We start from the raw sequence: 25,243 nt of genomic DNA on the forward strand, positions 1-25,243 counted from the left end.
GATAAACCTATCGTTTCCACGGGCGTGCATCAAGGGGACAGGGGGAATTGGTATCTGGCTGATCCCGAGCGTGTTTCTTGAGCCAACAGGATGGGGAGAAGGAAGCACTATGGTACGTCATCGTGGCAGAAGTACAAGCAAGAAGAGAAGGAGAGCCTGCATATGTCAGAGAATCATGTATCATCAAAAATTACCCCTTTTTCAGAGTACGCTCCTGGACCTCTGGTCGTCTGTGCGACGAATCCGCGCTATTTCACCATTGCCTCCGACTCAGCAGGTTCGCAGAAGGCAGTCTACCTGACCGGCTCGCATATTTGGAATAACTTTCATGATGGGCTTGGTCCTGGCCCAGCCTGCTCCCAGACACCAGAACAGAACGATTACGGCGCGTACCTTACGTTTCTCAAGGAACATGGCCACAACTTTATCCGGCTGTGGCGCTGGGAGCACTTCAAGTCCCAGTCAGTCGGAGGCGGGTTTCATCTATGTATGACGCCACAGCCGTGGCAAAGAACCGGTCCTGGGCTAGCAAAAGACGGTAAGCCGAGGTTCGATCTCTCCCGATTCGACGATGCTTACTTCGCCCGGCTCCGTGAGCGTGTGGTCGCTGCGGGCAAGGAAGGTATCTATGTCGCAGTCATGTTCTTCGATGGCTGGGGGCTTCACCTGGGTCCGCCACCAGACAACGTCGAGGGCCATCCCTTCCACACGGCCAACAACATCAACGGGATCTCGATTACCTCCATCGTTGATTACCAGGTGCTTCCTCTCGATTCACGTGTCCAGGAGTTGCAGGAGGCATACCTCCGCAAGGTTGTCGATACCGTTGCTGATCTGCCTAATGTTCTCTACGAGGTCGCCAACGAATCGTCGGGTGGTGGGGCCGTCGACGAGAGCTTCGCAGATGCACTGGGATTGACGGAGGCGACAGAGTGGGGTGACTCCACCGCGTGGCAATTCTGGGTAATTGATTTCGTCAGGCGCTACGAGCAGCAACAGGGATATGACAAGCATTGCATTGGCATGACAATGCAGTATCCTGTCCCAGATCAAAGGAAGGTCAACGACGTGCTCTGGAGCAGCCCGGCAGACTGGATTTCGCCGGGCTACGATGATGAGATTCCCAATGGTCGGTGGATGACGAATCCGCCCGAAAATCAGGGAAGGAAGATAGTGCTCAGTGATACCGATCACTATGCCCCAGGCGGAGGTGACGCATTGTGGGCCTGGAAATCGTTTCTGCGCGGCCATCATCCGATCTTGATGGACTATGGAATCATCGATATCGTTCATCCGCTTGATCCCGAGCTTGGCGCTCCCTCCTACGAGTCACTGGAACCAGCTCGCTACGCAATGGGCGATACGTTGTGCTTTGCCTCACGCATCCAGTTGATCGCGATGACGCCGCGCTCTGACCTCAGCTCAACCGGCTATGCGCTCGCCAATCCAGGCGAAGAATATCTCGTGCTCCAGCCAAATGAGGAGGTCTCTCCATTTACCGTGACATTGGAGTCGGGTACTTACACGATTGAATGGTTGAGTATAAGCTTGCGTCAGACCGAAGCTGATGGGGAGAAATTCGTCGAGAGATCAGGAGCCATCTCCTTCACCCCAAAGGCCACCATGACTGGTCCATGCGTGCTCTATCTCAAGCGACGAGAAGGCTGAACAGTTCTGGCGAGATGTTTCGCTCGCCCCATGGAAACGTGAATCGAGAAAAGAGGAGGTCAAATGTCTACATCAGTGCTCTACATGTCGATGTCCCTTGACGGCTACATCGCCGGCCCCAACGATGAAGTGGGCAACCCCGGCGGCGACGGCTTCATGCGGCTGCATGAGTGGTTCGCCAATCCAGACGGGGCGTTCTTCCGACCGTCCGGGGAGGCGGGACAATTGATAGACGAAATAAACGCGACTGGCGCAGTCCTCATGGGTCGGCGGCTTGCGGAGCAGATCGATCACTGGGGCGGGGACCACCACGGCGTCCCCATCTTCGTGGTCAGTCACCGGCCGCCTGGTCCCGCGGTGGCCAACTATCCTTTGGTGACCTACGTGACCGATGGGATCGAGAGCGCGATGGCACAGGCCAAGGCCGCCGCCGGGGATCGCAATGTGCTGGTGCATGGCGCGTACACGGCGCAACAGGCGCTCAAAGCCTCGGTGCTGGATGAGGTGCAGATCCACCTGATCCCGGTGCTCTTCGGCGGTGGCCGACGGCTCTTCGAGGTGTTGCCGTCGCGCGTCGAGTTGGAGGTCGTCCGGGTGATCGACACGCCGCAGGCCACCCATATCCGCTACCACGTCCGGAGCTAGCACCGGTCGAGAAGCGGCACCTTCGCTTCACCCCACGTGAGGGGAAACATGTTGAGGGATATTGTTTTCCAAGCAGGGCGGATGATGGCAAAACGTTCCGAGGTATTCAGATGGGATTGTCTTGCGCACTCACCCGCTTGACAGGCTCTCTCAGGACAGGTAGAATGCACGTAGCTCAAGAAAAGGTAAAGAAGAGGTACTGCGTTCTATGATGTGTCTATTCTTCGAGTAAGGACAGCAACATTAGAGAAATCCTTCTGCATAGGAGAAACTTCTCTCCTCAGCTCAGAAGGGATGATGTTTTTGCTGACAGAAGAAGTAAATAGAGAGGCTGGACTGTCTTGCTCTCCTTCGTGGAGAATGTATCTTCTGATGGTTCAGGTTGCCCTGTGCTGAAACTGGCGTGGGTTTTCTCTGCAATTGAACAAGACACAGAGGAGATAACGTATGAGCGATATCACCCCTTTTTTACTTCCAGGAGTGCATGCGTCCCCCAATATTCAGAAAGCTCCAGACATCTATGAGATCGAGAATTGCGCTGCTGATCCTGATCACTCCATCGAAAGAGTCATGGCAACGTTAGCTTCTTGGCATGATAAGATTGTATTGGATCTGGGTGCTGGGACTGGTTTTCATCTGGCGCGTTTTCATGAATCAGCCGCGCACGTTTTCGCTGTGGAACCACATGATCCCTCGCGGTTGCGTGCAATGGCCCGTGTAGCGGCAGCAGGCCTTACTCGCACATCAATCCTGACTGGTTCGGCAGAGCAGATCCTTTTACCCGATAAGTCTGTCGATATGATCCATGCGCGCTTCGCCTACTTTTTTGCACCTGATTGTGAACCCGGCTTACAAGAGGTTGCCCGCGTTATCCGTCCTGAGGGGACGGTCTTTATCATTGATAATGACTTACGTACAGGAACGTTTGCCTCGTGGGTGCGTTGCTCTCCCTGGGTGGGATCAACAACCCCCGATGAGGTAGAGCAGTTCTGGGCACATCATGGCTTTACCCTCCATCGAATTGCAAGCGAGTGGCGCTTTCAGAGCAGGGCAGATCTCGAAGCGGTGGTGAGCATTGAGTTTCCAGGTGAGCTCGCTCGACAGATCTTGCATGAGCACCAGGGAACAAGCGTCGAATATCACTACTGTCTTTACTCGCGCCAGTATGAAGGCTAGCAAGTAGCCTGTTCTCTGCCAGGCAATCGCAGCTCCGATGAAAAGAAGATGCGATTGCCCTGCGCCTAAATAGTGATCCCTTGCCAGAGATGCTCACATGCTGCTTGCAACTGTTGCGTATCATCGCTAAACCGCGATCCAAGTCTGCTAAGATATGTTGATTCATTCCTAATTCTTGTGGGGGTGATGCAGGAAAGCCATGTGTTGGCCAAATCGTTTGAGCTAAATGAAACACCGTTTTTGCTTTCTCAGAGAGGGAGAATGTATCATTTTAGTTATGAACGAAGGCAAATAAGAAGATAGGTCCGCAAAGAATATTGCATACACTATTATAATAGTCAAACATAGCACTGTATCACGCGCATGAGTATTTCTTATAGTTTAGAAATAAAATCTTGTTGAAGACCAATTTTGCATCAGAATTTGGACCATCTGACAATGAAAAAGGAGATCAAATCTCTTCTTGCCTTTTTTACCCCTGGTATGGTACAGTTCTCTTGCACTTATCAATCCAAAAGGAGATCACGCTCATTGAATACTGACCTTCCTCACCGTTCATGGCAGGTTCTCTTGCTTGGAGGTCCCTCTGGCGTTGGGAAAACCAGCGTCAGTTACCGGTTGGCTCATCACTTCGGAATTGGTATCACGGAGGTTGATGATTTCCAGGTGATTCTCGAACGCATGACAACTCCTACCGAGCAGCCTATTTTACACTATTGGCATACCCATCCTGAAGCTGGAAACCAGGCTGCAGAGGAGATTGTCAAACACACTATCGCCGTTGGCCAGGTGATGGCCCCTGCTTTGGAAGCGGTTATTGCCAATCATATTGAGAGCCGGGCGCCGATTGTTTTGGAAGGGGATTTCATCCTCCCCACTTCTTTTGTAGAAAGCGCGATCCAGAACCAGGTACGAGCACTCTTCTTGTATGAAGAAAGTGAAGAACAATTCCGCCACAATTTTTTGCAACGTGAACCCGAGCATGGTCTGCAAGAAAAGCGTGCACAGGTGAGTTGGCTCTATGGACAATGGCTTAAGCAAGAAGCTGAACGTGTGGGCGCTCTTACTCTCCCGGCACGCCCATGGAGTAACCTTTTTGAGCGCATATTGATAGCGCTCAAGTGATTCAAAGAATGAAAGGAAGAATATAGCTTTCCGCTCAATCTCTTCATAAGGATCCTTCCTTTCTATCAATCTGCTTTTAGATTTTGCAAACTATCATCTAACCATGTTTCGTACCAGGTGAGAAAATCACACTCTGCAGGATAGATACCATAGTCACTGGTGCGGTCATCAAACCAGATAGTTCCTCGTTTTGGTCCGCTTACCACTAGCAATATATAGACCCCACATCCAAAGTGGCAAATTCTCATCGTTCCCTGAACCCAATAATTTCCAAAGTAGGTATGATTTTCATCGAGCGCTTCTTTATCAATTGTACCTGAATTGGGTCGCCACGCTGCTTGATGTGGGAAGGGGAGCGTCAAAAAATGATCCTGGACAGTATCTAGCTCCCAGTTATACATGTGTAGAGGCAAGAGTCCGTAATAGGGGCCAGCTCCTCCATTTCCTATGAAACGTAAGAAGTTTCGGTAGTCTTCTGGCAGGATAATGCTATGTTTCTGTTCAAATGCAGACACTTCATCAGCTGTTAAAGGAGGATTACAGCTTATAAATATGTTCGCTTGCTCCAAACGTCTGAAACTGCGTATCGTGGTGTTGCAAGGATTTCAACTTCGTTTTTATGCGATTCAACTGCTCTAATGAATTCATCATGTGTGCTCATTTCAGTTTTGGAGCCTCTATCAAGCCGGGGAGGCCCCGTTTCTAGATGTATTGTTATTTCGATGGAGATTTAACTTTGGGCAATGCCTGGTCAATGGTGCGGAAGACCAGTTTGTTTGAGATAAAGAAGTTATAGAAAAATTGCATGACCATGCCGATAAAGCTGGCTATATACACGTCGACGTGGAAGGCAAAATACAAGCCCCACGAAACTGCTAGAGAGATTAACATAGCCGAGAGGCTAGTCAATTGGCCTTTAAAAGCCCGTCGGATCCATTCCCATCCATGAATATATTTGACCTGTTCACTATAGGTGAAAAACTGATTCAGGGTAAAATTTGCGAGATTACTGACCTCAAAGGCACAAACCCAGGACGCGGGATAGAGAAACACGCTTTTTGAAGAGATTACCAGACCCAGGAAATGCATAAAGCAGAATAGTGCACCTTCATTGATGAAGATACCAACTCCACCAACCAGGCTATAGCGAACAAGGCGGATTTTTAAGAATCGCCTTATTAATGAAATCATACTAAATAGGCTCATTGCATTGCGAATGCAAATACATTTATTGCATCCTAACATTTCTCTTTTTTCGTAAAAGCATTTATACCATTCGGTCAGGTCTCTTTATCTCTCGTTGTTGTCCTAACCGGAAGCGTCGAGGATCTCCCAGGCGTTGCAGTAAGGTCTCTGCATTCATTCCTGCCTGCCGCAAGACCCAGTCGATTTCTGAGGCTAATGTGATATCAAAGTTGCCAGGATCATCAGTACAAATGACCAGGTTGACATTTGAAGCCAGGAAATGATGTACGGGGTGATGCTTTGCTTCTGGTACTCCTCCAATCCGCAAGTTAGAGGTGGGACAGCATTCAATGACTGTTCCCCATTGTATCAGGTGATCCAGCACAAATTGTTGCCGTCTACGAATCTCGTCCAGACGTGATTTCGTGTAACGGCGCTCGATTGGCTTTTCTGGCTGCATCTGTTGTAAAGCTATCCGTTCAGCAAGGAGGGCCTGTTCATCTATTTCTATATTATACGTTCGCAAATCTCGCTGGTATCGAAGGTCATACTCAATCTGGTCGAGCCGTTCACTGACGCTTTCATACACATGAGCATCTGACCGGCGTTGGGTTGCAACATCAGGATCCAGCCCTAACGCGATCGCATGACCGAGGCGCTGTGCTCCCATCGCGGCGATTTCATGGCACCAACGAATCGCGCTCTCAACCGATTTATCAAAAAACTCTTCACCTACGTGATAGACAATATCTAATGCCTGTTCAGGATGTTGTTGGTTATCCCTCGCAATTTGTTCAAACAATGGACGCATATTTTTTGGAGGAAAACCCTGTTCGACACTGACAAAATCGATTCCCACGATGGTTGGAATCAATTCGGGATGGTTGGCAAAAAGTTGCCGGACATTGGCATATGCCTCTAGCGGTGCCCAACGCTGTAAACTGAGAATATAGCGTGCGGTTCTGTGTGTGTCTGACGTTTCCTGAAGTAAACGAGCACAGAGGCTATGGAAGTAGAGAAAGCCATTGAGATTGAGACCAGTTCCACAGCGGTATTCAATGTAATCCAGTCCCTGGCTCCAATATTGATCGATCATTCGCTGGAGGAGTGTCACATCGGCTTGCCCACCGATGTGGCGATAGCGTGTCCAGATGCCCATAAAGAAGTTAAACTTGGCCTCCCAGCGAGCAAAGTCCCCCCCATCCTCCTCTGTATAGACGTGCCAGCGCTTGATGAACTCAACGCCCTTATCCTCGTTGCTTAAAGCCTCCATAAAAATAGCTTTGGGATCAGGTCTGACTCCAAATAGGGCTTGATAGGTGTCTTCGTAATGATATTCATCCCAGGCACCTTGTTGATAGACATCTTTGCCGAGTGCCAGAACATCTTTAGCGTAATAGGCGCCGAGAATATGCATATGTAGCTCACAACTTGTGAGTATGTTTGAGTTATGCAAATGATCCTCCTCAAGATGCTTGCCTCTTGCGTATCCAGACAAGCGAGTGACAGAACTGTCGTAATGAGAAGCCGTGCATCCATGATACTCTATGGCAAGCTGAGATTGAAATTACGATCAGGCATATGTTGTTCGGCAAAACCAAGAGCAGCCAGATGCAGAGCCTGCATGGGAATCTCTCCGCTCCAGGCCTGATGCTGAAAGCATGCGAAATCCTGCAAGACGAGTTCTGTTCCTTCCAGTTCGTCGGTGTGGTTCTGGATACGCTCTACTCCTCGTGCTAAGAACGAGTAGACCATGTTGGTCTGATTGGAGGGATTGGCATAACTCTGTCCCGTGGCAATGATCTCGCCTCCGCCATAGCCTGTCTCTTCAAGCAACTCACGTCGAACTGTCTCTCGTGGACTGATATCCTCTTCTTCCATGGCACCGCCTGGCAGGCCTGTTAAGATCTGTCCAACCCCATGACGATATTGGCGCACGAGAACAATGTGGCGCTCCTGGGTTAAAGCAACAACATTCACCCAGGTAGTCGCCTCTATGACGTGATATGGTGTGATAATGTGCCCCTCAGCTGTTTGGCACGTATCCGAACGTAGCTTGAACCAACGATCTTCGTAGGTAATATGGCTTTTAAGAACTTGCCAGGGTTTGTTCTGCTTCTCTATTTCTTCGGACATCCTTTTCCTTTTTTCTCGAATGAAGTTTTCCCAGGCGTAGTATAGCGCCTGACAACCCCTTGCCATTGGGCCGTACTTAGTAATACGAGCGTAGCGAAGGTTTGTCACTTCAACGAGATTACAGGCATGGCGCATTCCTATAGTTAGTGGTATCTATGGTCGCTACATGCTCTCGACAAGGATGGGAGCGGCATTTATACTCATAGTGTTGTTGTGTGGATTGGAATAGCGATTGGGGCATGTATGGAATTGGATTGGTCGGAGCAATCAGCTCATATTCGTACCCTCTATCATCCCTGGCAGCCAGGCGATGGGTATGAAAGATTGATAATCGTGAATGCGGAGTCACGGCTTGGTGTTCGTCTGCCTGTTCCTCTTCGGATTTTTTACCAGGCCTATGGACAACGCAAGGATATGACACAAATGAACCAAAGTTTGCTTGAGCCTGGTCAGTTAGTTGGGCGACTAGATGCACTCATCTTCTGTGTAGAGATGTGTGTTCGGTCCAGGATATGGATGAGATAGGTCACGCTTTCCAGGTGACATGGAGCCATCGATGGTGAGGAAGTGCCAAACTCACAAACATTTTAGATAACCGTGGATCTGTCCGGAATAGGTCAGTCATACTAGTAGTCAGGTATTGTAATGAGCGTTACAGCTATATTTTTTTCTGCTCAAACATCGACGTTTCTTCACCCTCTTCAAAAATGGTTGAACGCAGAGAATGATGAGGATGAAAAGTTCTGGCATAATGAATTATATACTCTTCATTCGCATGCCGATTTTTCGTTTCATATACATTGGCCTGAAGATATTGATGTCCTTTGCCAGTTACTATTGGCAGAAGGATTAAATGTTCCTAATACTTGTTCAAGTTTCCTTATGAAGGAAGTCTGGTCGGATGAGGAATCAGTTTGGGTGGATCTTATCTCACCAACGTTTCCTTTAGCCATAGCGACTCTCAGTGATGATGGGATGCAGCATATTATTGAGCATTGGGCCCAACATTTAACTTCGGAGGATTCTACTAATCATCTCTATTACCAGGATGTGCACAAAAATGTTTCAAGCGTTCTTTGGGATCTTCGGATAGTATCTCAAGATATACTTCGATATAGTAAGGATATGCTTTTATTGAGAATACGGTAATTTTTTGCAGTATATAATACTGATTTCAGGCGATCGCAGGTGCACCGGATCGTTGCTTGGGCGCATTTTTCACATGTATTACAAGACCGCAAGAGATATTCCCTGGATATATCATCTCGTTGATCCTGATTTTCTCCGCGCTTGGTTGCAACACCTGCATTTCCATATGATCAAGTAGCTTACACATGTCTCTCCGTTTTGTTATTTTTGAGGATGGGAACGCGTATTATGTCTATCTTTACAGATTCGGGACAGACACTTGAAGATTTTGCTGACACCATGTATGTGTGCTGCCCAAAATGTCACAAGCGTGCTTATGTCAAGCGTATGGCTACCGATGAAGAGATGATCCTTGCTAATGGCGCTGATGATTCTGGTTCCGAGCGTTTTAAGCGTAGTTTCAGTTCCAGGAAGTTAAGTTGCCTCCACTGTAGCTATACCAGGATCTGGCGTGGAAATACTCGAGGCGGACGTGGTCAGTACGATTGGTATTTTGGGCTCCCATTGTGGTTGCAAATCCCTTGTTGTGGAAACATTCTCTGGGCTTTTAATGAGGAACACTTACGTTTTTTAGAGCGCTATGTCATGGCCGAACAACGCCTCAAGTTCTCGGCAGGAGGGCAGATCAGAAATACCACCATGGCAAGTAGACTCCCAGCTTGGATAAAGAGTGCGAAAAATCGGGATGAGATATTAAAAGGAATCGCCAGATTAAAAAAGTTGTTGGAGACGTCATTATGCTTTATACTCTTATGAGCGTATGGAGCGTGTATGGTGGGACTAAAAGTGTCTATGGTTATTACTACTGCTATCCTGGAATTGATACAATACAAAGCGCCTTTTTATGCTTGGAGATGAATATGGCGACTATAGAGACGATATTTATTGATAATAGTACTGGACAAGTGTTCGGAAAAGCGGAGATGCCAGTTGAAAATCTGCCGCAAAGTTTTGCACTGGATACAACTATGCATATCGGAGATGAAGACTGGACGGTGGCTAATGCGGAACCGATGACCGCTGAAGAGTTTATGAGAACTGGTAAATTGGTGCTTACGCTCCAAAAAGTCGTCAAGGTACCGGCAAAAGATATTTTATTTACACTACCGACGCTCTGTGATGAAATTCCGCCGGTGCTTGCTGGTTCAACCAAACAGGGGAAGCATATCTGCGAACTTCACGAGGATGACTGGCGACAAATTGAGTTTATCTCCATTGCTCAGCAAGATGCTATTGACGATGAGTTCACAAAAATCAGGGACATCTATCAGAAATTCAGCGTCAGCAATGGGCAATTTTTTGTCTTTAAGCATATCCATGTAAGACAACCCATCGATGTTCTGCTGCCCGAAGGGATCCTGTTAGATCAGCTTACCGATTTCTTCGCCCCGATGTTGTCGCGTTATGATGGTATTGCATATCAGGGATCCGATGGTCTGATAGAAGGCGGCTTTGCGTTCAGCGTCGCAACACATCTTTTCTATGGCCAGCATGTTGATGGCATGGTAAAGATGCTGGGGATAAAAGTAGGAGCGAGTGTACCAACAAAAAAAGAGGATATCGTTTATGCATTGCAACATTTTATGACAACCTATCGTCTGTATCTAGTTGATTGGTGCAGTCTTCAGATCATTCCTGCAGATGCTGAGATGATCAGCACGTTCCTGGAAGATTGACTGTTCCAGTGAAGGATATGATATGTCGAAATCCTGATGCCATACGAAATTTGGTGTGTTGCCATGGTGGCCCCGGCCTGTGGGACTACCTTGCGCCAGTAGCAGAGATGATCGATGATCTCATGACGGTCTATCGTTATGATCAACGCGCTTGTGGCCGATCTACCGGAGAACCTCCCTACGACGTGACCACGGCCGTGGGGCCAAGCTTGATTTTATCCATGCATTACAAGACGAAGCGCACACGCGAGAGTGGGCGCGTGGTGTGAAGCGACGCTTTACTCGGCTCCAAAAGCGGTGGGAAGTCAGCTCGGAGATTGCGTCGATTGCCCGCAAACGTTTTGAGTTGCTTCACGCTAGCCAATAAGGTTCAATTTGATTACACACCAGGAAAAGGGAGGTGAACAGTCATTATGAGCAGAATTATGATGAGATCTTAAAGATATGATAAACGTTTTTTATCAAAAGGCAAGCATGACGTATTATTGAGTCATTGCATTGTTCGTCTGTTGGTGTATATATTGCTATAAAGCGGCTATCGGGCGACCATCGCAGTTTAGATGGAGAAAGCAGGACGTTATAGAAAGCAAAGGGCTTCCCATTGCTTGCGTCCCAGAGCTGAATACCAACGTCTGCATTATCTGGCGAGCCTGAATAACAGGCTGCCACATACTTTCCATTGGGCGACCATGCTATATCCTGTGCATATCCTTGTGGACCCTGACAGGTAAACAGGACCTGATTGCTTTGGAGATTCCAAACCTGTAAACGTAGATTGTCCAGGTCCTGGAATGCAAAAAGCGTCAGACGTGTCCCATCGGGTGAACAAGAGGCGCCTGCTGATCCATATACGCTGTATTGTCCCTGGTCAGGCTTTTTCTGGAAAAGCTGTTTGCCAGAAGAAGCTTGCCAGAGCGTATATTCTCCCAGAAAATGTCCAGAGGTAAGTGTGTCTATTCCGGACCAGCGTATCCATGGGGTCATTGTAGTGGATGAGCCATAATAGTTTACAGAGGGTGATGACCAGGTTGGGAGACCGCCAGAAGCAGGCCAGACCATGACAATGCCATTTGTATCTATGGATGCAAGTTGACTGCTATCGGGCGACCATGCCAATTCACTCAAAAAATCTGGTGGCGTAATGGTAGGTGGTATAGAACAGACGGCGATCCGACGGCGATCAACAATATTCCAGACGAATATAACTTGCTCCTTCCCCAATGAAGAGGTTTCTGATGGGATGGTTCCAGGATATATCGCGCAGCGGCTCCCATCGGGAGACCAGGCTAGCCTGGTAATATCATTGACATTCGGGGTTGAGGTAAGGGTATCTTTCCACAGGAGATTGCCGCTATCCGCATCCAGAGCATACAAGTCTCTATTTTCGACATAGTAAAGATGCTTGCCATCAGGGGACCAGGTTAACGTAGGAGGGACAATCATCACTTTCGGGAGAGGGAAATGATATTTCCAGCGTTGATGTCCACTTTGCCCATCTAGAATGCGTATACTGTTTTCTTCGCAGATGGCGACTCGTTTGGCATCTGGTGACCAGAAGAGCGTTCCCTGGCCTGAGTTCTTATCCTCCGCGGGGATAGTGAGAAACGGATGCGACTGAGGAGGATGCGACAAAATTTTGCTGCCAATGATGGTGGCAAGAAGTGATCCAACAGCGAGGCTACTCAGACCACCTATAAGGAAGGCTCGGCGCGATACTTTATGCCGTGAAGGAGTAGAGTGCTCTTGATGAATTGGCCACTGTTGACCACCTTCCCGATAGGTATTGGCAGAATCATCTTTCATCATATTCCAGTTTTCCTTGCATCAAGCTGTGAAGAGGCTACTTCTTATTTAGTATCTCACACGTCCATTGTCATTTTCTACTCGGTTAGCATACATTATATCTGAGTGTATGTTCCACTCATTTGTGCATTACCCAAGGAGAGCATCACAACTCTTCTAGATAGGCTGCCAACTCCTCTCGTTTCCTGGGCAAACCGTAGGATTGAAGGAGCCAGACAAAGTCTCCACTCTTCCAGAGATCTTCTCGTCTCAACAGAAGAAAAAGGGTTGCTTTCTGTTGCTCTGTTAGAGCTGCAGCGTTTTGCTGGTTCGTTCTTTCCTCAAAGAGTAGCCCTAAAAGTTTTTCTGTGTATAAGAGGTGATAGATAATAGATAGGTGTCCAGCAAGGCATAGTCTAATTCTGTGACGGCTTGCTTCTGTGTCTGCAAATCAGGGGATAAGAGTTGGTGAAGCAACCGAGGTACATGTTCGGCGGTGCCATTGGCAGCTTGGATCTTGTGCCAGGGAATGGTCTCGATCTCTTTCAGCGGTGGTGGCGGGATAAAAAGGAATGCATGCCCAATTCAACGTTGCATCATCAAACGATTTCCTTTCGTCTTGAACCCTTTCCCTTGTGAGAGAAAGACAGCAGAATGAGAGGTTACTTTTGAAGAGTATACCAGGTACGTACAGTTTATTGTCCTGCCACGATCACCAGTTTTTCTGTTAATCTTTATTATATAGCCTGTATCTGTGATCATGTGCGGAATAGTTTGCAAGAAAACACATGCCGCCTGGTACACGTAAGTGCATGTGTCTGACCCAATTTGGTTAAGAGTGTACATTGGATGTGAGGATGGAAAAGGAGTATGCTCCAATGTCAAATGGGATCAGGAGGTTAGCCTGCGGTTTTCAGAATCTTCCACATCTCTGGTGCCTATATCCGCATTCCTCAAAAAGGATCTTGTCTCGATTTACCTTCGAAGTGTCTTTCTTATGGGTAGGTACCACTGAGTCGTTCTTGAAGCACGAATGAGAGGGGAGAGCCAGCATTATTGTTGTTGAACACATGGGCTCTCAGAAATAAGTGAATTTTGACCCTTTTTGGTGCGTTATGATGGTCATGAAGTATTATTAACGCCGACGTAATTACGCGCCGGTTTAGGGCCGAAATGAGCCTTTTTCAGAAAAGAAAGAAATGGCCATTTCTATGCTATTGAATGAAAGCACCTCTAAATCGGCTCGTCTAATGGCTCTCTTCAGTCCTGATTCAACCATCAATCGAGAGTGCTTCACTCATAGAGATGAGCGACTCATCACATTCATCATTCGCCCAAGCAATCCCAACAGCCGCTCCCGTGTCTAGGCAAGACTCTCAAAATCCCATTCATCGCGTACATCTTCCCCACCACAAACTGGAAGTGTCTCTTGCAGAGTCCGCAAACAGCGCAGGGCGACCCGTGGCGCAAACTCAGCAAATGAAAGATGATGCTGTTCCAGATAGCGTTCAACGATCCCCGCTCGATCGAAGGGATCCCAGGAGTGGACCCAATACATCGCCATGCTGATATGTGGATCTTCCTTAATATATTTTCCTTTAAGTGCTTCAATCTCTGGTATTAAATGCTCATAATTAATTCTCCTGATAACCTGGGACCCATCGAGTATCTCTTTTATTTTCTGATAGGGGCCAAATTTTTTTTGCTTTTGGAGCAGTAGTGTTTCTCGGTGGACCATTAAAGCTTAATTCTTTATATGTTCCTTGCAACAAATATTCTACGGTTGTTGGTAAAGTAATTTTTACAAAATCAACAAAATCAATTTGATCACCTGAATTTGTATTGGTAATATTAATGAAAACAATCTCATCAACATCAACGCATTCAACTGCATTGGCGATTGCGTTAATAAATATAAGAACCAGTACGAAGAATTTTTATGATTTCTTTCCTCATTTTACTCTCGTAATCCGTCCATGCCACAATTACTGTCTATAGATGAATATGAACGGGTAGAGTCAGGCTGGAATATATTGCAGGATCCTGAGTTTTTTACGATTGGTGAGCTTGTATCCCTTCTCAGCTTCGATAAGGATTGCACTCTGAAGCTGATTATCGACAGCTCTTTGATTTTTATTCTTCACATATTTTGCCGGATCAAGGAGAAAATCTCAATAAGCTCAAGAAGTTCGTTGTATGGTGAGGCGTGAAGTGATCATCATGGTAGTTTCGCCGCCTCACCGCATAGTTGTTTGGTGTGTGAAAGCCTTTTTCATTTCTAGGCATGGAATAAGCTTTCCGGAAGGATCAAAATAACATGCGGTGCAGGATGAAATGCAATGTTGTAAGTCTTTTGAGACCAGAAGCTGTATGAATGTATCAGGAAGATAGATTCCTATCTTCTGGGCTGTGGAGATGAGTGTTTTTCATGTTTCTGGTATTGACTCTTGTTGCTCTGGCGAAGGTCGCTACAGTTCCATGTCTTTATCACTATCTGTATCTAACGGAACAAGCCATGGCAATTCACTCCTGGTGAAAGTTCAGGAAGAGCAGTATGTTGCTCTTCCTGAACAGGTGAGACAAAAGAGGAGTATCCGTCCCAGCAGGCTCTCGTAAGGTCAATGCTTGTTCCTTTGTGTCACAGAAACGGCTGACGGGAAGTGTATCCCCTTACTGCCTGGGATAGCCTCGATAGGGGGGCTGTTCTGGCGTCGGTGTCGCGGCAGGATGCTCCTCTACCAGACGCAGCGCTTCAGTGATGCCGCGCTCAAGCTGTGGATCGAAGCCACGCGCGTAATCCTGGGGCGTGTAGTCGACGTCAATGGTTGGATCGGTGCCATAGTTCTCCACTCCCCAGCCCACATCCTTGAACCAGAAGCTAAATTCTGGCTGGGTCGTGACGGTCCCATCGGCCAGCGGCATATAGGGGGAGATGCCAATGACGCCGCCCCAGGTGCGCTTGCCGATCAGCGGCCCGAGTCCCATCATTTTGAAGGCATGGGAGAAGATGTCACCGTCGGAGCCCGCGTTCTCGTTAGTGATTGCCACCAGCTTGCCTCGCGGGGAATGAGTGATATACGGATCGGGTGGCGACCAGCGCTGGAACGCATACCCCAGCCGCGGTCGGGCCAACTTCTCCAGCAGCAAACCGGAAACGGCGCCGCCGCCATTCCAGCGTACATCAATGATGAGCCCCTCGTAATCATACTCGGCCAGGTAATAGCGGTGGAACTCCGCGTAGCCATCTGCCCACATATCGGGAACATGCACATAACCTACGCGGCCATGTGTCTGCTCATGGACCAGCCGGCGGTTCGCCTCTACCCAATCACGATAGCGCGCGCCGAATTCCGAGGCGAGGGTGCGCACGGTCACGCTGCGTGCCGGGCCATTGGAGGGCTGAAGGAGAATTTGCACCTCTGCCTCCGCCTGGTTTACTAGCAGATGCTGCGGTCCCTGTTCCGCCGTAAGATGCTGCCCGTTGATCGCCAGCACCGCGTCGCCAACCCTGGCATCTATTCCTGGTGCCAGCAGCGGCGACGTCTCTTTCAGATTCCAGGGATCGCCGCGCAGGATACGAGTGATACGATAGACCTTCTCATCTGCATCGAAGCGCCAGTCCACACCCAGGAAACCCTGGCGATAATCGGGATGGGGACGATACTCACCCCCCAACTCATAGGCGTGCGACGAGCCAAGCTCGCCCTGCATCTCCCACAATAGGTCCGAGAGTTCGCCACGTGAGGTCAGCCGTTCCACCAGCGGGGCATAGCGCGCGTAGACGCTCTGCCAATCCACGCCCGCCATATCAGCTACCCAGAACTGCTCACGTTGCAAGCGCCACGCCTCACCAAGCATCTGGCGCCACTCGGCGCCCGGGTGGATCGAAACTTTGATGCGTTCCAGATCGAGCCAGCCTGATTCCCGGCCAGGCTTGTCAGTGGCATGGGCGGAAAGTTCTGGTGTCTTCTCACCAGCCTTGAGGACGCGTAGCCGATCATGGGAGTAATAGAGCATTGTTGTGCCATCGGCGGTGACGCTGACAGCGCCAATCTCATCGGCGATATGTTCCTGTTTGCGCTTCTCAAAGTCATACCACTCCAGACTGCCATTCGACTTCAGTTTGACACCGGAGGTCTCACCAGCACGCAATCCCTCGATTGGCAGCGAGGTAAAGAGCGCGCCATCGCGGGTGCCGAGAACCTGCCCATAGCGACCCTCAGGAATGGGGAAGGCCACGATGCGATTGGCGATGCCATCCAGATCAATCTCCACCGGTTCGGGCACGGATGTATGGCCTGTGTTCTCTTTCTGCCTCTTCTCCGCCTGCTTCACCTCATCTTCCGGACGCAGTAGCGCCGATTCCGGCTGAAAGGGTGAGCGCAGGTCCTTGCGCAGCGTAATTAAATAGGGACGCACGCCCCTGGGGAAGCTAAATTCAAAGTGCATGGCATCGGGCACCGGATCAAAGTCGCGCGCGCTCAAGAAATAGAGGTAGCGCCCGGCAGGATCGAAGGCTGGTTTGGTATCGCGCCGCACCGCGTCAGTTACCTGATAGGTCTCGCCACTCTCGATACGACACAACTTAATGATGATTTGCTGCGCGTGGATAGCCTGTTCATAGGCGACCCAGCGTCCATCAGGCGACCAGGCGATGCCATTCACGAGGTCGCTATCTTCAACGCGGCCATAGTCGCTGCGGTCAAGCATGCGCATTGTCTCTGCTGCCAGATCCACCAGCAGCAGTTCGTTGCGATGGTTGACCAGCAGCACCTGATCGCCAACCGGCGAGGCAGACAGTGCGGTTACATGGCCGATATCAAGCGGGCTCAGGATGCGATCAGGTACTGAGCCATCGGCATAAAAGACCGCCAGGCGTGGCTCATCGCCCGCGTCGCTGATAGCGACCAGACGCTTGCCATCGGCCAACCAGTTTATCAGGCGATAGCGCGGACCATCGGTTTGCCCATGCTGGAATACGGCCCCTTCCCAATTGCTTAAGCTGAAGGCTTTGCCGCGCGTCGTGAGGGCGACCGCCTGGCCCCTGGGATGTAGTGCATAGGAGTCCATAAACTTGCCCGCAGGGACAAACTGGCGCGCCCGCTGCGTTTGCGACCCCGCGAGATCGACATCCAGCCGCGTCTCACGGTTGGTTGTTGGGTCGAGCACAAACAGATCGCTACCCGCGTGATAGACACAGAGCTGCCCATCGGTCGCTAGATTACGAGCATAGAACGTTTCCTGGTTGCTATGGCGCCGTAGATCCTCTCCGGTGGGCAGGCACGAATAGACGTTACTGATGCCCTCGTGATCAGAAAGGAAAAAGATACGATCCCCCACCCAGCACGGGGCAGCGATATTGCTGTTGAGATCGAGCAGCCGCTTGAACTCGCCTGTTCCCTGCGCATCGATCCACAGGTAGCCAGCGGTCCCACCGCGATAGCGCTTCCAGAAGGCTGGCTCGCGGGTATTACGGCCCAGCACAACGGCATTATCGGGGCCAAAGGCGATGGCGTTGGCGATGCCATAGGGCAGCCGAACGGGCTCACCGCCCTGAGGGGAGACGCCAGAGAGCATGCGCCAGCGGGGCGAGGGCAACCCGGCCGAACTGGCGTAAATGATCTGCGCTCCGTCGGGCTGCCAGCCAATTACTTCAGCGCGCCCGGCATGATAGGTCAGGCGACGTGATGGCCCACCATCGGCGGGCATGACATAGACTTCATCTGGACCTTCGCCACAACCGGTAAAGGCAATCTGCTGACCATCCGGCGAAAAACGCGCCCTGGTGGCCGCCGCCACGCCAGCGGTTAATCGTTCGGCGCGACCGCCGTCAACGGGGACACGCCAGAGGTCATCCTCTGCGGTAAAGACGATCTGATCGCGATAAATGGTCGGAAAGCGAAAATAGCCTGTGGTTCCCATGAATCCTCCTTCAGGAACGTACTCCAGCCGTGCAACGAGGCTGAGTGAGAGAATATATGTTATTGTAGCAAAAATCTGAACCGTTCGACAAACAGCGATGTTTCCCAGGAGCCTACAACGCATTCATAGCACATCCGTTCGGACAAAAGAAGGATAATTACAGCTATCCGAGAACGATGGGTGTCTACATCTTGTCTGCAGAAGATTTATGAGAAATCATGATATAATAAAGCAAGAAATGAGAGATTTTTTGCAGCAAAAGACCAATTTGAGCGAGGAATACGGTGATGGCAGCGCATCCACAACGTTTATATATGACAGCAGAGCAATATCTTGCGTTTGATCGAGCCAGCGACACAAAATATGAATATCTCGATGGGGAAGCTGTGGCAATGTCAGGCGGCTCTGTCAATCATAGCCGTTTGGCGGGTAATCTTTTTTTTCTGTTGACTCAGGCATTGGGCACCAGAGGTTCATGTATTACTTATAATAGTGATATACGTGTCTTCGTTGCCAAACGGCAATACGTCTATCCAGATGTTACGGTCTCCTGTGATGAGAAGGATCATCGAGGAGAGCAGGATACTCTCTTTTCTCCTCGCCTGGTTGTTGAGGTCATTTCTCCGAGCACAGAAGCCATTGACCGAGGGTGGAAACTGAACTGGTATCGTAGCCATCCCAGTATTCAGGAATATATGCTTATCAATACACGCATGCAAATGGTAGAAATTTTTAGCCGTGGTAATCCTGGCGACCCCTGGACATATCAAACCTATAATGCTCATGAAACCTTTCAACTTGCCTGCCTTGATATCTCCTTGTCCGTAGATGATATCTATGCTGGTTTGCGCATTCCTCTCCCTGATACTCTGGTGCAAGAGGAAGATTGAACTTGATTCAATACATCCCTAAAAATAGTAAGAAGCGACTTTTACTGGGTAATTTACTTTATGGGCGCAATCATAGCATATTATCCCGAGCTTGATTGATATTTTTCGATTGGGACGATTGTCTGGTGGATACGAGAAGCGCCTCGGCAATCTTCTCGGCAACCTTTGTGCTTAGCCAATAACTTCCGTGAGCGTTACCAGTATTGGCCAGGGCCAGGATGGAACTTGGACCAGTGCGGTGAACTGGCAAAGGCTTTCTTTAGCTTCTCTTCCTCTGACTCGTTTAGATCACCCCAGTAGAGTGGTATCTTGACAAGCGTACGAGAGGGATTTCTCCGTTCTACCTGTTCTTGCACACTTTGAAATAATCTATCAGCATATGAGACGCTGCGCGGGTTGCCCCGAGTATAGACACCATGTATAAAGATAAGGTAATCCTTCGGCATACATTCTAATCCTATAGTGGTTGGATCGCTTCATCGTAGAGCTTATAAGGTTCATAAGCAGCTTATGCCAGCCAGGTAGCATCGATTCTTATTTTAGCCTGATTACTTTATAGCCCGCAATATGCTTGAAGGCAGGGTGTCAATAAAGATTCCTATGCCAGAGGAACTCCTGATAGCTATCTTACCTCCGTGTGCTTCAACGATTTCTCTAGCAATGGAAAGGCCCAGGCCACTTCCGCCTGCCTGCAGGGACAGACGAGTTCGGGAAGAATCGGCACGATAGAAACGATCAAAGACATAGGGCAGATCTTTTGGCGGAATACCAATCAGCGGAGCTATGGGTACCGTTCCGATCTGTGTTTCATGTATCCATCATCCAGGGGTGTAAGAGCAAGCAACTCCTCAACCAGATGCTGCATACGCTTGACCTCGCTATACATGCCGTTAAGAAGGAGGAGATATTATCCTTGACTGATCGTTCCATGATGATGTATACTATCAAAATAGAAAGGGAGACAGCAAAATACGATGGCAGGAAAGAAATCATTTCAGCCAGAGCAGGCTCTGGAAAAAGTTATGGGCCTGTTCTGGCAGCAGGGATATGAAGGATCATCAATTGAGGACCTTGTACAGTGTACTGGTCTTGGACGCGGCAGCCTCTATGATACCTTTGGCGATAAGCATGCGCTGTACCTTGCAGCGCTTAAACGCTACATGACAACATACCAGGGGCCGATCCTCGCACTTCAAGACCAAAGTGGGTCACTTTATGAGATCCTTGAACGCTTTTTTCAAGTTAGTATTGATCTTCTGCTCAGTGATCCTGCTCGCCGAGGCTGTTTCCTGGTCAATGCGTCATTAGAGATGGCTCCGCAAGACCCAGAGATCAGCATGCTAACACAATTTGCATTGCAAGAGATGAAAGAGGGGTTCTATCGCCTCTTGATCAAAGCACAGGTTGCAGGCGAACTGCCCTGGACGTGTGATCCACATCAACTTGCGCATTTTTTGCTGGGAACACTGGTCAGCATTCGTGTTATGGCACGCGCGCAACAAAGCCGTCGCATCCTCGAAGATATGGCCAAAACGGCAATATCAGTGTTTCGCTAAATTTTTTTGCGATGATGTTTGAATAATCATTCAAACATCACTCTCTCTATAGTGATGTTTGAATAATCATTCAAACATCACTATAGAGAGAGTGATCCGGAAAGGAATACTAAAATGGATATAAAAGGTTCCATTGTGCTTGTTACCGGCGGCAATCGTGGACTGGGTAAAGCATTTGTCCAGAAATTACTTGAGGCGGGAGCGAAGAAGGTTTATGTCGGGAGTCGCACACCAATAGAGGCTACTGATCCACGTCTTCAACCCATCAAGCTTGACGTTACAAACGAGCAAGATATCGCCGCTGTGGCTGAGGCAGCACAGGATGTCAACATCCTGATCAACAATGCAGGCATCGCATCCTCCACATCTGTGCTCACAGAACCATCGATACAGATTGCACGTGATATTATGGAAACAAACTATTTTGGAATGCTGGCCATGGTTCGAGCGTTTGCGCCTATCCTGAAAAAGAACGGTGGGGGCACGATCGTCAATGTGTTATCAGTTCTTAGCTGGTTTACGACACCAACCACCACTAGCTATGCTGCAACCAAAGCTGCTGCATTACTTCTAACCGATGGCATTCGCGTTGAGCTACGATCGCAGGGCACGCAGGTAGTCGCAGTGCATGTTGGTTTTATGGATACGGATATGGCAACTCATGTTGACCCTTCAAGAAAAGTCAGCCCCGTAGATGTTGCCACCAGCGTTATTGAAGGCGTTATCAACGGTCAGGAAGAGGTTCTGGCAGACGAAACCAGTCGTTATGCTAAAGCTGCGCTTGCTAGTGACAAAAAATCCTTTTACCAGCCGATACAAGCTGACTGGGATAAAGCACAGCAACAGATCTGATGTGATAAAAAAGAGCACACATTCACGTGGGGCTGCGATCCAAATACTACGAATTTGAGCAGCCCCTTAATCATCTGATGAAATGCGAGGGGATCAGTAGCAGCCTGCTGGAGAAGAGGGGACCAATGTGTAGCACCTTCTTTGAGCAGTTCCTCTGAACAGGCTGCTAAACTCAATCCTAACGAAGCCGTCGCTCATTATGGTGGAGGATTAGCTCTTGAGAATCTTGAAAGAGTAAGAGAAGCCTTCGATACGCCAGACGCACAGCCAGGCGGCACAAAACCAGCAGATGCAATGTACTGACGAGGGTGAGGGCATCAATATGCATGGCTGGACCCGACCGGCCTTGCACTCTATGATATGCTGGTGGGGCCACAGGTGCTGCTTGGTTGATGATCGTAGGTATCATAAGCTGATCTCTTGGAGGAGGGAGCAAACCTCATTTCGGATTAGTTTCTCCTACGCGGTCAAGTTAGGAAGCACCCTCATCTCAAATAGAGACAGAAAGAGCATACAAAATGGAGCAAAAGATTCGGGATCAGGATATTGCCGTGGTGCTTGTCATAGATCAGCAGAACCAGCTGTTGATGCAGCACCGCGATGGCGCTGCATATGCGTGGCCGTACAAATGGGGCCTACCGGGAGGCGGGATTGAGCCGGGCGAAACCCCGGAAGAAGCGGCCCGCAGGGAGTTGGAAGAGGAGACAGGCCTCAAGGTGAATGGCAACCTCAAGTTGTTCTGGGAGAGCACCCTTCCTGCTGGCCCCCTGCCAGGAGTTTATCGTCAATGGCATGTCTACTCTACCCAGACCCAGGCCCGCCAGGAAGATATTGTCCTGGGTGAAGGGCAGGCTATGGTTTTTACGCCGCTCGAAAGAGTGCTTGACCTGGATTTGATTCCCACGATAAGGCTGATTGTAGAGCGCTTTCTGGAGCAAGCGAACCAGTAAGGTAGCCAGGAAACGCGCGCCCATGCAGGTGCCAATCAAAACGTTACTCTCACGCATGGGCGCAACATGGCTGACGGGGCTGCTACTCATTGCACGTATTGACCAGGTACTCCTACCTAATTTGGCGACCGCACGCAGGGTTTTTGTATTGAATACTGCACATATATGTCAAGCCTCATCTGGCCAGGTTTGCTCTATTGCTTCGTTGGGAGAGCTGCCTGCGAGACGGGAAACAATTGGTGCAAATTCTTCCATATAATCAGCGTCGAGCACAAAATACGAGATGCCAAATTGTTCACGTAGTCGTTGTATTTTCTCAATGATTTGCTCGATACTGCCAACAAACATATATGGACTGGCTAAGAATTGTTCGGCCGTTACTCCAGATTGCCCGCGTTCGCGAATATACTGTTCAGCCGCTTGTTGCGGATCCTGCGTGATAATCAGGCGATTGATGAGAAGATTGAGTTCCAGATCCTCAAATCGTTCTCCCGCGGCCTGCCGCACCCACTCCACCTTTTGTGCCATGCCAGCATCGGTATACTCAGAGGCATCGACTGTGCCGTCATCTTTGACCCTTAGATGCAGACTGATGATATCGGCTTCTTGTCCTGCTACCGTCAGGAGCCTTTTGCCACCTCCACCTACCAGAATGGGAGGATGAGGACGTTGATGTGGTTTGGGAAAGGCCTTTAGATTGGTCACCGTATAATGGGTGCCAGCAAAGGTGACCGATTCCTGGGTGAAAAACTGCTTGATGACCTTCAGCGCCTCTTCCATGCGGCTGATACGCACACCCGCTCGATCAAAGGTGAGTCCGGCTTGCTCGTATTCGGGTCGGTGCCATCCGGCTCCCATGCCAAGCTCAAAACGGCCACCGGAGAGGAGATCGAGTGTCGCGACTTCTTTGGCGAGCAGTGCCGGATGGCGAAAGTCGTTGTCGAACACAAACGTGCCAACGCGCAGCGTTTTCGTGGCGTCCGCTGCGGCCATAAGCGCCACCAGGGGCGGAAACTCATTGACAAAGTGATCTGCCAGTAAAAATGTGGCATAGCCAAGACTCTCGGTTTTCTGTACCAGTGCGATCCATTGCTCACGTGATGGGGCGCTCTCGGTAATGACACCAAATCGGAACGGTTTCTTGTTTGGCATAAAAATGTACCTCCTGTTTTTTCTACAAAAAGAACAAAGTACAATAGAATTTACTTATCGCTATCATGATATAACGGAATGCTGCTATAACGGCAGCTATGAATATAGTATATACAATTTTCTAAATAAGCAAAAAAACACATATTCTATTGCTTTTTTGCCAGATGTAGCATTGTTATTTTTTCTTTTTCTTTTTGTACCATTTTGTTTGAAGCAAGCAACGATCACCTGTTTTAGAACGGTTAACCGAAGGAGCCAGTACCGTAGGCATTTCATCTTTGAGGTGATATACTACGCGTACGGGTTTTGATCAGTATCTCTCCATTTATCGTGGAGAAAGAGGCAGCCTGACGGGTCGCAAAATCGGCAGAGCTGTATTTTTTTATGATTTTATGGTCAAAGCTTCTCCATTTTGCGGATCACAGATGCGAAAGCTCTGAATTTTGAATAGATCAGGTTATTATTAATGACGAAGGTGTTGCCGGAAGTAACCGTTTATACGGGGCCTATGGGTGCTGGTAAAACGACACGACTCTATGGCAAGATGGGCGAACTTACCCACCTTGGCGTTCCTTATGAAGCATATCGGCCGGGAGTGGATGTTCGAGAGGTGGTTATCGCTCCTCGTGGCTATGTCGTGAGTGCAAATGAGGCCCTCACGCCAAACTGTACAGCTGTAGAAGCGCTTGGTGATATTCCGGTTGAGGAGCTTGTACGGCGCGGTATCAAGACTATTTTTCTGGAAGAGTGGTTCATGTTTGGCTTTGATCAGCAGCGGAGGCCCATCTCAGGTCTCTATCGTGAAATCATGGGACGCTGGGCTCTGGCTGGGATCGAGCGCGTGTATGCGGCAGGACTTGATCAAGGAGCGAGCGGTAATCAGTTTGGTCTGGTGCTAGATGCTCGTAGATATGGCGCAAAAGTTGTCGTGTGTACAGCCAGGTGTGCATATCCAGTGAATGGTGAGCGCGATCCAAAATGCGGACGTGTCGCGCGCAATAGTCAAATATATGATGTCCGTGATAACAGAGTATTTGATATGGAGACCTTACCTGACCTTCTGCCCGAAGGGTTGCGTCTCAATGATCGCTATCGTGCCGTGTGTACGGAGCACCTGCTGTTGCCCTCAGAGCAGACAAAGCCATTTGATCCTATGCAGACCGAGTAGACTCCCTGGGAGTCGGTTCATATCCCCCTGCATGTTAAGAATCTGTGTTTCTCTCTGCCTCAAATGCTTGCGGATCCTGGCTTTCTGCTGCCAATGTTGTCTGGAAATCGTGTAGGTAATCATCCGTCCGCCAGTCTTCCGCTTGCAAACTTCTCTCTTCGTTATGGCTTCTTTCTGGACCACGCGTCCTCTCGCCAGATCAACGCTTTGT

24 protein-coding genes are annotated in these 25,243 nt (G+C 49.2%); 13 read left to right on the forward strand and 11 right to left on the reverse strand.

Translation table 11 applies throughout. The annotated features are described in order from the left end of the window. The first annotated feature begins 90 nt into the window (after positions 1 to 90). The 4 genes from EL633_RS31435 to EL633_RS31450 all read left to right on the forward strand — a co-directional run bounded on the left by EL633_RS31435 (position 91) and on the right by EL633_RS31450 (position 4,614). Positions 91 to 1,668 (forward strand): hypothetical protein, encoded by a 1,578-nt coding sequence (locus EL633_RS31435; protein ID WP_126631164.1) that lies wholly within the window; start codon positions 91 to 93, stop codon positions 1,666 to 1,668. Between the two features lie 63 nt (positions 1,669 to 1,731). Beyond that, positions 1,732 to 2,313, forward strand: a complete 582-nt coding sequence (locus EL633_RS31440) for a dihydrofolate reductase family protein (protein ID WP_126631165.1) — start codon at positions 1,732 to 1,734, stop codon at positions 2,311 to 2,313. 447 nt (positions 2,314 to 2,760) lie between these two features. After that, positions 2,761 to 3,489 carry a class I SAM-dependent methyltransferase gene (locus EL633_RS31445; RefSeq protein ID WP_126631166.1) on the forward strand — a complete coding sequence of 243 codons (729 nt, stop codon included), beginning with the start codon at positions 2,761 to 2,763 and terminating at the stop codon, positions 3,487 to 3,489. Between the two features lie 531 nt (positions 3,490 to 4,020). Further along, a complete protein-coding gene (locus EL633_RS31450) occupies positions 4,021 to 4,614 on the forward strand; it encodes a hypothetical protein (protein ID WP_126631167.1) in 594 nt (197 codons plus the stop codon). A 65-nt stretch (positions 4,615 to 4,679) separates the two neighbouring features. Here the strand turns inward: EL633_RS31450 and EL633_RS31455 are convergent, their stop codons facing one another. The 4 genes from EL633_RS31455 to EL633_RS31470 all read right to left on the reverse strand — a co-directional run bounded on the left by EL633_RS31455 (position 4,680) and on the right by EL633_RS31470 (position 7,935). After that, complete coding sequence (locus EL633_RS31455; RefSeq protein WP_161982613.1) at positions 4,680 to 5,183, reverse strand: SMI1/KNR4 family protein; 504 nt, start codon at positions 5,181 to 5,183, stop codon at positions 4,680 to 4,682. A 145-nt stretch (positions 5,184 to 5,328) separates the two neighbouring features. After that, positions 5,329 to 5,805, reverse strand: coding sequence for a GtrA family protein (locus EL633_RS31460; RefSeq protein WP_161982614.1), 477 nt, complete (start codon positions 5,803 to 5,805; stop codon positions 5,329 to 5,331). 76 nt (positions 5,806 to 5,881) lie between these two features. Beyond that, on the reverse strand, positions 5,882 to 7,255 hold the full coding sequence (locus EL633_RS31465) for an amidohydrolase family protein (RefSeq protein WP_126631170.1): 1,374 nt from the start codon (positions 7,253 to 7,255) through the stop codon (positions 5,882 to 5,884). 89 nt (positions 7,256 to 7,344) lie between these two features. Then, complete coding sequence (locus tag EL633_RS31470; RefSeq protein ID WP_161982615.1) at positions 7,345 to 7,935, reverse strand: NUDIX hydrolase; 591 nt, start codon at positions 7,933 to 7,935, stop codon at positions 7,345 to 7,347. 645 nt (positions 7,936 to 8,580) lie between these two features. On the opposite strand from EL633_RS31470, the gene EL633_RS31475 reads away from it, so the two are divergent. The 4 genes from EL633_RS31475 (at position 8,581) to EL633_RS37155 (ending at position 11,029) form a co-directional block, all read left to right on the forward strand. Continuing rightward, positions 8,581 to 9,084 carry a hypothetical protein gene (locus EL633_RS31475; protein WP_126631172.1) on the forward strand — a complete coding sequence of 168 codons (504 nt, stop codon included), beginning with the start codon at positions 8,581 to 8,583 and terminating at the stop codon, positions 9,082 to 9,084. 52 nt (positions 9,085 to 9,136) lie between these two features. After that, entirely contained in the window at positions 9,137 to 9,262 is a 126-nt protein-coding gene (locus EL633_RS38330) for a DUF6368 family protein (RefSeq protein ID WP_503826496.1), read from the forward strand. A 559-nt stretch (positions 9,263 to 9,821) separates the two neighbouring features. Then, positions 9,822 to 10,760 (forward strand): hypothetical protein, encoded by a 939-nt coding sequence (locus EL633_RS31480; RefSeq protein WP_126631173.1) that lies wholly within the window; start codon positions 9,822 to 9,824, stop codon positions 10,758 to 10,760. A 17-nt stretch (positions 10,761 to 10,777) separates the two neighbouring features. Beyond that, complete coding sequence (locus EL633_RS37155; protein WP_174845189.1) at positions 10,778 to 11,029, forward strand: alpha/beta fold hydrolase; 252 nt, start codon at positions 10,778 to 10,780, stop codon at positions 11,027 to 11,029. Between the two features lie 154 nt (positions 11,030 to 11,183). Here EL633_RS37155 and EL633_RS31490 read toward each other — a convergent pair whose 3' ends face one another. From EL633_RS31490 to EL633_RS31500, 3 genes are all read right to left on the reverse strand, one after another. Next, the gene (locus tag EL633_RS31490; protein WP_126631174.1) at positions 11,184 to 12,566 is read right to left on the reverse strand and encodes a WD40 repeat domain-containing protein; all 1,383 of its coding nucleotides are present in this window, start codon (positions 12,564 to 12,566) and stop codon (positions 11,184 to 11,186) included. A 1,339-nt stretch (positions 12,567 to 13,905) separates the two neighbouring features. Then, on the reverse strand, positions 13,906 to 14,280 hold the full coding sequence (locus EL633_RS31495) for a hypothetical protein (RefSeq protein ID WP_126631175.1): 375 nt from the start codon (positions 14,278 to 14,280) through the stop codon (positions 13,906 to 13,908). A gap of 932 nt (positions 14,281 to 15,212) precedes the next feature. Then, the gene (locus EL633_RS31500) at positions 15,213 to 18,464 is read right to left on the reverse strand and encodes a S41 family peptidase (protein ID WP_126631176.1); all 3,252 of its coding nucleotides are present in this window, start codon (positions 18,462 to 18,464) and stop codon (positions 15,213 to 15,215) included. Positions 18,465 to 18,751: 287 nt separating this feature from the next. On the opposite strand from EL633_RS31500, the gene EL633_RS31505 reads away from it, so the two are divergent. Continuing rightward, complete coding sequence (locus EL633_RS31505) at positions 18,752 to 19,354, forward strand: Uma2 family endonuclease (RefSeq protein WP_126631177.1); 603 nt, start codon at positions 18,752 to 18,754, stop codon at positions 19,352 to 19,354. 70 nt (positions 19,355 to 19,424) lie between these two features. Here EL633_RS31505 and EL633_RS31510 read toward each other — a convergent pair whose 3' ends face one another. Together EL633_RS31510 and EL633_RS31515 are read right to left on the reverse strand one after the other, a co-directional pair. Then, positions 19,425 to 19,604 (reverse strand): hypothetical protein, encoded by a 180-nt coding sequence (locus tag EL633_RS31510; RefSeq protein ID WP_126631178.1) that lies wholly within the window; start codon positions 19,602 to 19,604, stop codon positions 19,425 to 19,427. A gap of 298 nt (positions 19,605 to 19,902) precedes the next feature. Continuing rightward, positions 19,903 to 20,169, reverse strand: a complete 267-nt coding sequence (locus EL633_RS31515) for an ATP-binding protein (protein WP_126631953.1) — start codon at positions 20,167 to 20,169, stop codon at positions 19,903 to 19,905. Positions 20,170 to 20,328: 159 nt separating this feature from the next. Here EL633_RS31515 and EL633_RS31520 point away from each other — a divergent pair, with 159 nt between their 5' ends. Together EL633_RS31520 and EL633_RS31525 are read left to right on the forward strand one after the other, a co-directional pair. Continuing rightward, complete coding sequence (locus EL633_RS31520) at positions 20,329 to 20,910, forward strand: TetR/AcrR family transcriptional regulator (RefSeq protein ID WP_126631179.1); 582 nt, start codon at positions 20,329 to 20,331, stop codon at positions 20,908 to 20,910. Between the two features lie 114 nt (positions 20,911 to 21,024). Then, positions 21,025 to 21,762 (forward strand): SDR family oxidoreductase, encoded by a 738-nt coding sequence (locus tag EL633_RS31525; RefSeq protein WP_126631180.1) that lies wholly within the window; start codon positions 21,025 to 21,027, stop codon positions 21,760 to 21,762. A 178-nt stretch (positions 21,763 to 21,940) separates the two neighbouring features. Here the strand turns inward: EL633_RS31525 and EL633_RS31530 are convergent, their stop codons facing one another. Then, entirely contained in the window at positions 21,941 to 22,171 is a 231-nt protein-coding gene (locus tag EL633_RS31530) for a hypothetical protein (RefSeq protein ID WP_126631181.1), read from the reverse strand. Positions 22,172 to 22,280: 109 nt separating this feature from the next. Between EL633_RS31530 and EL633_RS31535 the strand changes: the two genes are divergently transcribed. Beyond that, positions 22,281 to 22,712: an NUDIX domain-containing protein gene (locus EL633_RS31535; RefSeq protein ID WP_218027620.1), complete on the forward strand. Its 432-nt coding sequence runs from the start codon at positions 22,281 to 22,283 to the stop codon at positions 22,710 to 22,712. Between the two features lie 168 nt (positions 22,713 to 22,880). On the opposite strand, the gene EL633_RS31540 is transcribed toward EL633_RS31535, so the two are convergent. Beyond that, positions 22,881 to 23,864 carry an LLM class F420-dependent oxidoreductase gene (locus EL633_RS31540; RefSeq protein WP_126631182.1) on the reverse strand — a complete coding sequence of 328 codons (984 nt, stop codon included), beginning with the start codon at positions 23,862 to 23,864 and terminating at the stop codon, positions 22,881 to 22,883. Between the two features lie 466 nt (positions 23,865 to 24,330). Between EL633_RS31540 and EL633_RS31545 the strand changes: the two genes are divergently transcribed. After that, the gene (locus EL633_RS31545) at positions 24,331 to 25,032 is read left to right on the forward strand and encodes a hypothetical protein (protein ID WP_126631183.1); all 702 of its coding nucleotides are present in this window, start codon (positions 24,331 to 24,333) and stop codon (positions 25,030 to 25,032) included. Positions 25,033 to 25,243: the final 211 nt, after the last annotated feature.

This window comes from Dictyobacter alpinus (assembly GCF_003967575.1).
Taxonomy (GTDB): domain Bacteria; phylum Chloroflexota; class Ktedonobacteria; order Ktedonobacterales; family Ktedonobacteraceae; genus Dictyobacter; species Dictyobacter alpinus.